Below are 9,111 nucleotides of genomic sequence, written 5' to 3'. Positions count from 1 at the left end.
CCGATGTCTATCTCAAAGTAAAAGGGGGGCGGGCCCGCCCCGCCGCTCTTTTTTGTGCCTGACACGGTAATTGCGGTTAAGCCGCCTTTGCTTCCACTTCATGCAACGCGAAAGAACGTCCATCCGCGTCGAAGATATGCAGGTCCTCGCCATTGGCGCTCAGCCGCAATGTCGAGCCGCGCTTGACCTCGACATTGCCGGGCAGCTTGGTCACCAGCGGCAGATCGGCGCGGCCGATGTCGACATAGACAAGCTGCACCTCGCCGAGTTGCTCGACATAGTCGACCGTCCCCTCGAACAGATAGTCCGCGCCGCTGGCGATGATCAGGTCCTCCGGCCGCACGCCAAAGCTCACCGCGGCGCCCTTTGCCGAAGCCGGCGTCGCAATCGGCACGGTCGCCTTGCGTCCGCCGACATGGCTGACGACGGTCGGGTTTCCGGTCTTTTCGATGGTCGCCGGCAGGATGTTCATGGCCGGCGAGCCGATGAACTGGGCAACGAACAGATTGCCGGGCTTCTTGTAGAGGTCCATCGGCGTGCCGACCTGCTCGATATGGCCGTCCTTGAGCACCACGATGCGGTCGGCCAGCGTCATCGCCTCGACCTGGTCGTGGGTAACGTAGATCATGGTCGTGTTGGGCATCGATTCCTTGAGCTTGGCGATCTCGATGCGGGTGGCGACGCGCAGCGCGGCGTCGAGGTTCGAAAGCGGCTCGTCGAACAGGAACACCTTCGGATTGCGCACGATGGCGCGGCCGATGGCGACGCGCTGGCGCTGGCCACCCGACATCGCCTTGGGCAGCCGGTCGAGATATTTGGTCAGCTGCAGGATCTCGGCGGCCTGGCGCACGCGGCGGTCGATCTCGGCCTTGTTCTCTTTGCCGATCTTCATCGAGAACGCCATGTTGTCGTAGACGGTCATGTGCGGGTACAGCGCGTAGGACTGGAACACCATGGCGATGCCCCGCTTCGACGGCGGCACGTCGTTCACCACTTCGCCGGCTATTCTGAGTTCGCCGGAGGTGATTTCCTCGAGCCCGGCGATCGACCTCAGCAATGTCGACTTGCCGCAGCCCGACGGGCCGACGAAGACGATGAACTCGCCCGACTTAATATCGAGGTCGATGCCGTGGAGAATGTTCAGATTGCCGTAGGACTTCTTCACTTGTCTTAGCGTGACATCGGCCATTGGTTTCCTCCAGTGATTGGAAATTCAGTCGAGACGCCCGAACCAGGCGCCGTAGCCGCCAAGCTCGATGGAACCGCTGCTCGCCTGCCCCGAAAATCCGTGCCCGGGCAGAGGTTGCAGCGATCGGCCGCCAAGGTCAACCTTGGCCCGCCCGGCTCCCAGATTGAAGACGCAGACGATCTGCTCGTTGCCTGCGCGGCGCGTGAAGGCGACGGTATCTCCCTCACTTTCGATGAAGGTGATGTCGCCCTTGGCCAGCGCCGGATGGGCACGCCGGAAGCTGAGAAAGCGCCGGTAGTGCTCGAGCAGCGAAGCCTCGTCGCCCTGCTGGACATTGACCGCTTGCGCCAAATGCTTGGCCGGCACCGGCAGCCAGGGTTTTGCCTGGGAGAAGCCGCCATTCTTGGCGCCGCCGTCCCACACCATCGGTGTGCGGCAGCCGTCGCGGCCCTTGAATTCAGGCCAGAAGCGGATGCCGTAGGGATCCTGCAAATCCTCGAACCGAAGGTCGGCCTCGCCGAGCCCAAGTTCCTCACCCTGATAGATGCAGACCGAACCGCGCAAGGACATCAGCAGCGCCGAGATGACCTTGAGGTAGGCGGTCGGGTCGGGCTCATTGGCGGCCCAGCGCGAGGCCGGGCGCATTACATCGTGGTTGGAGAAGGCCCAGCACGACCAGCCATCGCTGGCGACCTTGCCGAAGGATTCCAGCACCGAGCGGACCTTGCCCGCGCTGATCTTTTCCGGCGCCAGGAAATCGAAGGAGTAGCACATGTGCACGCGCTTGCCGCCGGCGGTGTAGGCGGCCACCACTTCAAGCCCACGCTGCGAATCGCCGACCTCGCCGACCGCTGCCGTTGCCGGATATTCATCGAGCAGGGCACGGAACCGTTCGAGGAAGCCGAGATTCTCGGGCCGGCTCTTGTCGTAGAGATGGTCCTGGTAGTTGTAGGGGTTGACCGCCGGCGCGGTCTGGTCGTTGCGCTCTTCCGGCGGCAGCGGCGGGTTGTTTTCCAAGCCCTGGCTGTGGAAGTAGAAATTGATGGTGTCGAGCCGGAAACCATCGACGCCGCGCTCCAGCCAGAAGCGGGTGACGTCGAGCAACGCGTCCTGGACTTCGTGGTTGTGGAAGTTGAGGTCGGGCTGCTCGGCCAGAAAATTGTGCATGTAATATTGCTGGCGGCTGGTGTCCCATTGCCAGGCCGAGCCGCCGAAGATCGACAGCCAGTTGTTGGGCGGCGTGCCGTCCGGCCTGGCGTCTGCCCAGACGTACCAGTCGGCTTTCGGGTTGCTGCGGCTCGACCGGCTTTCCTTGAACCAGGGATGATTGTCGGCGGTGTGCGACAGCACCTCGTCGATCATCACCTTCAAGCCCAACCTGTGTGCCTCGGCGGTCAGCGCGTCGAAGTCGGCCAACGTGCCGAACATCGGATCGACATCGCAGTAATCCGACACGTCATAGCCGAAATCCTTCATCGGCGACTTGAAGAACGGCGAAATCCAGATAGCGTCCGCGCCGAGTGCGGCGATGTAGGCGAGGCGGCCTATGATGCCCTTGAGATCGCCGATGCCGTCGCCGTTCGAGTCCTGGTAGCTGCGCGGATAGATCTGGTAGATCACCGCGCCCCGCCACCAGTCGCGATCGATGGCGAGGTCAGGCTTCGAGCTGGCCTTCAAAGCGGATTGCATCGTCTCAGCCTCCTTTCACCGAGCCGGCAAGCAGCCCGCGGACAAAATAGCGCTGCAGCGAGAAGAACACGATCAGCGGCACGATGATGGTCACGAAAGCCGATGTCGTCAGAATCTCCCAGTCGCCGCCGCGTGAGCCCAACAGCGCGTTGAGCTTGGCGGTCAGCACAATCTGGTCTGCCTCTGTGCCGAGGAAAACCATCGCCACCAGCAGATCGTTCCATACCCACAGGAACTGGAAGATGGCAAACGAAGCCAGCACCGGAAACGACAGCGGCAAGACGATCTTGACGAAGATCTCGAAATCGCTGGCGCCGTCGATGCGCGCCGATTCCATGATTTCGCGCGGCAGGCCGGCAATGTAGCTGCGCAGCAGGTAGATGGCGAAGGGCAGGCCGAAGCCGGTATGCGCCAGCCAGATGCCGAGATAGGTCTTCGACGGCATGCCGAAGAAAGCGCCGACGCCGTTGTAGAGTTTCAACAGCGGGATCAGCGACATCTGCAATGGCACCACCAGCAAGCCGATGATGACCGCGATCAGCAGCGCCCGGCCGGGAAACCGCATCCAGGCCAGCGCATAGGCGGCAAAGGCGGCGATCAGGATCGGGATGACGGTCGCCGGAATGGTGACGGTCAGGGAATTCATGAAAGACCGTCCGATGCCTTCGGAAAACAGCACGGTTTTGTAATTATCGGTGGTGAATTTCGGCGGCGCCGACGAAGCATAATAGACGCGCTGGCCGCGATCGCCTTCGAACGCTTTCGGGGACTGCATGACGAAGGTGCCGTCGGCATTGAGCTGCAAGGTCACGCCGTCGCCGAGATCGGCTGTGGTGCCGGCGGGATACTGCGTCGGTGCCGCCGATTTGACCCCGAAGGCGCTGATGTCGCGCTTGGCGCCGTCGCCAAAGATATTGCCCTCGAGCACGAACTTGCCGGCCTTCTCGACTTGCGCCGAGGCGGGCGGCAGCCGGCCGGCTTCGGTCTGGGTGGAACTGGCGAACGAGTTCCACCAGCCCGAGGCGATGATCTGGTTCTTGTCGCGCAGCGACGAGACCAGGATGCCGAGGGTCGGTATGGTCCAGATCGCGACGAAGATGAGCACGGCGATGTGGACGCCGAAGCGGCTGGCGAAGGAATTTCCGGTCGCGACGGCCATCTCAATGTCCTCCCGTCTCTTTGTTCGCCTGTCGGATGTTCCAGACCATGATCGGAATGACCGCAATCATGATGATGATGGCGATGGTGGCGCCGCGGCCGAAATCGCCGCCGCCGCGGAACATCCAGTCGAACATCAGATTGGCCAGCACCTGGCTGTTCCACTGGCCGTTGGTCATGGTCAGCACGATGTCGAACACTTTGAGCACCAGAATGGTGATCGTGGTCCAGACCACGGCGATGGTGCCCCAGATCTGCGGCACCATGATCTTCCAGAAGATCTGGAACGGATTGGCGCCGTCGATGACGGCGGCTTCCAGCGTTTCCTCGGGGATGCCGCGCAGGGCGGAAGACAGGATGACCATGGCAAAGCCGGTCTGGATCCAGATCAGGATGATCATCAGGAAGAAATTGTTCCAGAACGGCAGCGATATCCAGACCTGCGGCTGGCCGCCGAAATGCTGGATGATGGCGTTGAGGATGCCGATCTGCGTCTGGCCCTCGCCCCGATACTCGTAGATGAATTTCCAGATCACGCTGGCGCCGACGAAGGAGATCGCCAGCGGCAGGAAGATCAGGCTCTTGGCGATCGTGCCCCACCAGATCTTGTCCGTAAGCACGGCGATGATCAGCCCGAGGAAGGTGCAGGCGGCCGGCACCACCGCCAGCCAGACGATGTTGTTGAGGATCGAGTTGCGGAACTCGCGGTCGCCGAACGCCCATTCATAGTTCGCCAGGCCGACGAAATTGATGCCGCCGCGATCGAGGAACGACAGCCGCAGCGTCTCGACCACCGGATAGATCAGGTAGATGGTGAGGATGATCATCGCCGGGCCGACGAACAGCCATGGGCGGACCAACCCTTGCCGGCGTAGATTGTCGATGGCCGCGGCACCGGCGACGCCGCGTGATGGGAATATCAGGTCGACCAGTTTGTTGGCGCCCCAGAAATAGGCGACGCAACCGCCGACGCCGACGATGATGACGAATATGGCCGAGAAAATCTGAGCCGCCATGGGTCCCTCTCCCCCTGCGCATGACCCGACAAGGAATGACCTTGGTGACGGGGACCAGGCGCCGATTCAGTTGTTTGGAGCGCGTCATCGGCGGCTTGCGCACATTGCCGATCGCGCTTCATGTCAATGCGCTCATGACGAAAGGCTGCGGCACGGGCCGCCGTCGGATCCGGGCCGGTACGGTCCGGATCCAGTGCGAGAATGGTTGGTCGTCTACGTGCCAGCCGTCTACTTGATGGCGTCCCAGCTCTTCTGGATGTCGGTGGCGACGTCCTGCGCCGACTTGCCGCCGACCAGGTCGATCATGCCGGTCCAGAAGGCGCCGGCGCCGATCTTGCCCGGCATCAGGTCGGAACCGTCGAAGCGGAAAGTCGAGGCATTGGCGAGGATTTCGCCCTGTTTCTTCAGCGCGTCGCTGGCATAGGCATCCTTGTTGACCGACTTGAGCGGCGTCACGAAGCCGCCTTCGGCCATCCAGATCTCGTGGGCGAGCGGCATCTTCAGGAATTCGATGAATGCGCGCGCGCTCTTGCTGTCCTTGGTGATCATCGCCAGCGTGCCGGCGCCGAGCACGGGCGTGCCCAGTTCAGGCTTGGCGGCATAGGGCGGGAAGTAGAAGAAGTCCGCGTCCTGGCCGACCTTGGTGCCTTCCGGGAAGAAGGTCGGAATGAACGATGCCTGGTGGTGCAGGTAGCATTTCGGCGGCACCGAAAAGAGGCCCTTCGGGCTGTCGCGGAAGTCGGTCGCCGCAACCGCCTTGGCGCCGCCGTCGACCATCTTGTCGTCGGTCGCGATCTTGCCGAAAATGTCGATGGCGTTGACCACCGCCGGATCGTTGAACGGGATCTCGTTCTTCACCCATTTGTCGTAGACCTCCGGAGGCTGGGTGCGCAGCATCAGGTCTTCGACCCAGTCGGTTGCCGGCCAGCCGGTGGCACCGCCGGAGCCGAGGCCGATGCACCACGGCTTGCCGCCATCGGCGATGATCTTCTTTTCGAGATCGGCGAGTTCTTCCTGGGTCTTCGGCACCTTGTAGCCGGCTTCCTCGAAATTATCCGGCGAGTACCAGACCAGCGACTTCACGTCGGCCTTGTAGGGGAAGGCGAAGAAGCCCGGCTTGCCGTCCTTGTCCTTGAAGGTGCCGAGATCGACCCATGACTGGCCGGCGCCGTAATTGTCCTTGACCCATTTGGCGGTGTCGTCACCGAGCGGCGTCAAAAGGCCCTTCGACGCCAGGTCCTGGATGAGGCCCGGCTGCGGCAGCACGGCGATGTTGGGCGGGCTGCCGGCCTGCGTGTCGATGACGATCTGCTGCTCGTAATTCTCCGAGGAGGAGTATTTGATCTCGACGCCGGTGGCTTCCGAGAAATAGTCGAGAACGCCGCGCACCAGGCCTTCGTCCTCGCCGCGCCACGGTCCGAAGATCGACAGCGTTTCACCCTTGAGGTCGACTTTCTTGAGCTCTTCGTAGTTCGCCCAGTTGAAGCGCTTGTCTTCGCCGGGCTTGAACTTCAGTTCGGCCTGCGCGGGCGCGTTCAGGGCGAACGTGGCAAACGCAGCACCCAGCAAAAGCATTTTCTTCATCGGTATTCCTCCCAGTGGGTCTCACACACCGGACGGAACCTCCATTCCGCCCGCCGACGCCGCAGGACTGTGACTCAGTCGGAAAGGAACCGCAACCTTTCGAAGAGTCTTCCAAAGCGCTTTGGCTTTTTCGATCACGCCATTGAATCGCGGGGAAGTCAAGGGGCTGGCGAATCAATCGATTTAGGTTCGCGCATTTGCGCCCAAAAAGTGCGTCGCAGCACGCTATTATGGCAGTGCAGCAGCAATTTTTGTTTCAAACATGCCCAAACCGCGTCTATGGTTGGGCTTCGTATGGCTCGGCCCCGGTGGCACTTGGGTCGATTCAATTTAAAAGCGCTTTGAGGGAATGGAGACTTTCGTGAACCTCAAGCAGCTCGCCCACATGCTGGCACTTTCGCAAACCACGGTAAGCCGCGCGCTGAACGGCTATCCCGAGGTCAACGAGGAGACGCGCAGGCGTGTCATGGATGCCGCCAAGCGCCATGGCTATCGGCCCAACCCGAGCGCGCGCCGGCTGGCGACCGGCAAGACCGGCATGATCGGCTATGTCCTGCCGACCGGTGCGTCCGTCGACATCGATCCGCATTTCGTCGAGTTCCTGTCCGGCCTTGGCGACTATGCCCGCTCGCACGAGCTCGACCTTGTGCTGTCGCCGGCCGACGCCGACGACCAGGAGACGACCTACCGGCGCATCGTCGCCAACCGGCAGGTCGACGCTGTTTATATCTCCTCTCCAAGGCCCGCTGACCGGCGCGTGGCGCTGGTCAACACGCTCGGCATTCCCTTCATCGTCCATGGCCGCAGTGAGGGCTTCGATTTCGACTACGCCTTCACCGACATCGACAATGAGGGCGCCTTCCACGAAGCGGCCAGGCTGCTGATCCAGCTCGGTCATCGGCGGCTGGCGCTGATCAACGGTGACGGCCGCGAGACCTTCGCCATCCATCGCGAACGCGGCGTGCGCCGGGCACTCGCCGCGAGCGGACTGACATTGATCGAACGCCATGTCTGCTCGGTCGATATGACCGAGGAGAACGGCTACCGCGCCACCAGGCGTTTGCTGGAAGGGGACGACGCGCCGACGGCGATCGCCTGCTCCAGCCTGATCATGGCGCTGGGCGTCGTGCGTGCGGTGCGCGACCTCGGCTTGAGCATCCCGGGCGACGTCTCGCTGATCGCCCATGACGATGTCTTCCCCTGGCTGAGGCCGGAGAATTTCTCGGTGCCGCTGTCGACGACGCGTTCATCGATCCGTCTCGCCGGCGCCCGTGTCGCCGAGCGGCTGGCGGCACGGATTTCAGGACTGGAGGAGGGCGCGCGAGGCGAGGTCTGGCCGGTCGACCTGGTGGTGAGAGGGTCAGTCGCCGGTGCGCCGGCGTAGCTGGAGATCAAAGCCATGTGCTCTGCGGGATCGAGTTGAGACGCGACACTCACGCCGCATCAATCTCGCCCGACGCCGGCAGTAGCGAGACCACCGCAAGGGGGCCGGATTCCGACATCTCACGCCGCGGATTTGAGGTGGTCGATGAAGGCGCGCAGCTTCGGCAGGACTTGGCGCTTGCCGGGATGATACAGAAAGACGCCCGGCGTCGTGGCGGCGATACCGTCCAGCACCGGTTCCAGTTTACCCTCGGCTATCGGAGCTTCAGCGATTGGTCGAGGCGTCTGCGCCAGCCCGACGCCCCGCATCGCGGCCCCGAGCAATGTCGGATAATCGTGCGCTATCAGCGGGCCTGAGAGCATCGCCTCGATCGCCTCGTTGCCGTCGACGAAAGCCCAGGGCGCTATGGCGCCGTTCGAACGGCGCAAGCGCAGGCAGGCGTGGTTGCGCAGATCATCGACGCGTTCGGGGCGGCCGTGGCGTTTGAGATAGTCAGGGCTGCCGACGACCACGAACGAAAACGATGGGGTTAGCCGCACCGCGACCATGTCGACCGCAATGAACTGGCCGAGACGGATGCCGGCATCGAACCCGCCGGCCGCGAGATCGACCATCTCGTCGCTCGCGGCGATCTCCAGCTCGATCTCGGGGTAAGCCCGGCAGAACGACGCGATCATCGGCTCCAGGATCAACGGCACGACGGCGCGGGGCACGGACAGGCGCAGCAGACCGGTCGGCCGTTGGCCGATGTCACGCACGGCCTCGCCGGCCGCGACGAGTTCTTCGAAAGCAGGGCCGGCACGATCGAGGAACCGCTGGCCAGGCTCGGTCAAGCCGACGCTCCGTGTCGTGCGGACGAACAGCGCCGCACCCATGCGTGCCTCCAGCGCGCGCACCGCCTGGCTCACGGCGGGCGGTGTCACGCCGAGTTGCGCTGCGGCGCGGCGGAAGTTGCGGTGCCTGGCGACAGCCAGGAACGCCTCGATGCCCTCCAGCGCACCATGTCGGACTGTGTAGTTCTGCTTCATAGGTTGTTGTTATTACGCCGGGTAGTCGAATTATGGAAGTGGGCCTAGGTATGAGCTGAACCT

7 protein-coding genes are annotated in these 9,111 nt (G+C 62.9%); 1 reads left to right on the top strand and 6 read right to left on the bottom strand.

The window, feature by feature from the left end:
• Positions 1–76 precede the first annotated feature (76 nt).
• The 5 genes from ugpC to EN955_RS06445 all read right to left on the bottom strand — a co-directional run bounded on the left by ugpC (position 77) and on the right by EN955_RS06445 (position 6,636).
• Entirely contained in the window at positions 77–1,189 is a 1,113-nt protein-coding gene (ugpC, locus tag EN955_RS06465; RefSeq protein WP_013528265.1) for a sn-glycerol-3-phosphate ABC transporter ATP-binding protein UgpC, read from the bottom strand.
• A 24-nt stretch (positions 1,190–1,213) separates the two neighbouring features.
• Positions 1,214–2,878, bottom strand: coding sequence for an alpha-glucosidase (locus tag EN955_RS06460; protein WP_024501953.1), 1,665 nt, complete (start codon positions 2,876–2,878; stop codon positions 1,214–1,216).
• 4 nt (positions 2,879–2,882) lie between these two features.
• Complete coding sequence (locus EN955_RS06455) at positions 2,883–4,037, bottom strand: carbohydrate ABC transporter permease (protein ID WP_024501952.1); 1,155 nt, start codon at positions 4,035–4,037, stop codon at positions 2,883–2,885.
• 1 nt (position 4,038) lies between these two features.
• Positions 4,039–5,052: a sugar ABC transporter permease gene (locus tag EN955_RS06450; RefSeq protein ID WP_024501951.1), complete on the bottom strand. Its 1,014-nt coding sequence runs from the start codon at positions 5,050–5,052 to the stop codon at positions 4,039–4,041.
• Between the two features lie 228 nt (positions 5,053–5,280).
• Entirely contained in the window at positions 5,281–6,636 is a 1,356-nt protein-coding gene (locus tag EN955_RS06445) for an ABC transporter substrate-binding protein (RefSeq protein ID WP_013528261.1), read from the bottom strand.
• Between the two features lie 361 nt (positions 6,637–6,997).
• On the opposite strand from EN955_RS06445, the gene EN955_RS06440 reads away from it, so the two are divergent.
• Positions 6,998–8,020, top strand: coding sequence for a substrate-binding domain-containing protein (locus EN955_RS06440; protein WP_013528260.1), 1,023 nt, complete (start codon positions 6,998–7,000; stop codon positions 8,018–8,020).
• 119 nt (positions 8,021–8,139) lie between these two features.
• Here the strand turns inward: EN955_RS06440 and EN955_RS06435 are convergent, their stop codons facing one another.
• Positions 8,140–9,048, bottom strand: coding sequence for a LysR family transcriptional regulator (locus EN955_RS06435; protein WP_024501950.1), 909 nt, complete (start codon positions 9,046–9,048; stop codon positions 8,140–8,142).
• Positions 9,049–9,111 lie beyond the last annotated feature (63 nt).

It is taken from the genome of Mesorhizobium sp. M7A.F.Ca.CA.001.04.2.1, from assembly GCF_003998485.1.
In the GTDB taxonomy this organism is placed as follows: domain Bacteria; phylum Pseudomonadota; class Alphaproteobacteria; order Rhizobiales; family Rhizobiaceae; genus Mesorhizobium; species Mesorhizobium ciceri.
This window is presented reverse-complemented; position numbering and strand designations above follow the sequence as displayed.

Excerpts from the sequence above, each read along its gene's own strand:
- ugpC (WP_013528265.1), bottom strand. The coding sequence starts at position 1,189 with ATGGCCGATGTCACGCTAAGACAAGTGAAGAAGTCCTACGGCAATCTG.
- EN955_RS06435 (WP_024501950.1), bottom strand. The coding sequence starts at position 9,048 with ATGAAGCAGAACTACACAGTCCGACATGGTGCGCTGGAGGGCATCGAG.
- EN955_RS06445 (WP_013528261.1), bottom strand. The coding sequence starts at position 6,636 with ATGAAGAAAATGCTTTTGCTGGGTGCTGCGTTTGCCACGTTCGCCCTG.
- EN955_RS06455 (WP_024501952.1), bottom strand. The coding sequence starts at position 4,037 with ATGGCCGTCGCGACCGGAAATTCCTTCGCCAGCCGCTTCGGCGTCCAC.
- EN955_RS06450 (WP_024501951.1), bottom strand. The coding sequence starts at position 5,052 with ATGGCGGCTCAGATTTTCTCGGCCATATTCGTCATCATCGTCGGCGTC.
- EN955_RS06460 (WP_024501953.1), bottom strand. The coding sequence starts at position 2,878 with ATGCAATCCGCTTTGAAGGCCAGCTCGAAGCCTGACCTCGCCATCGAT.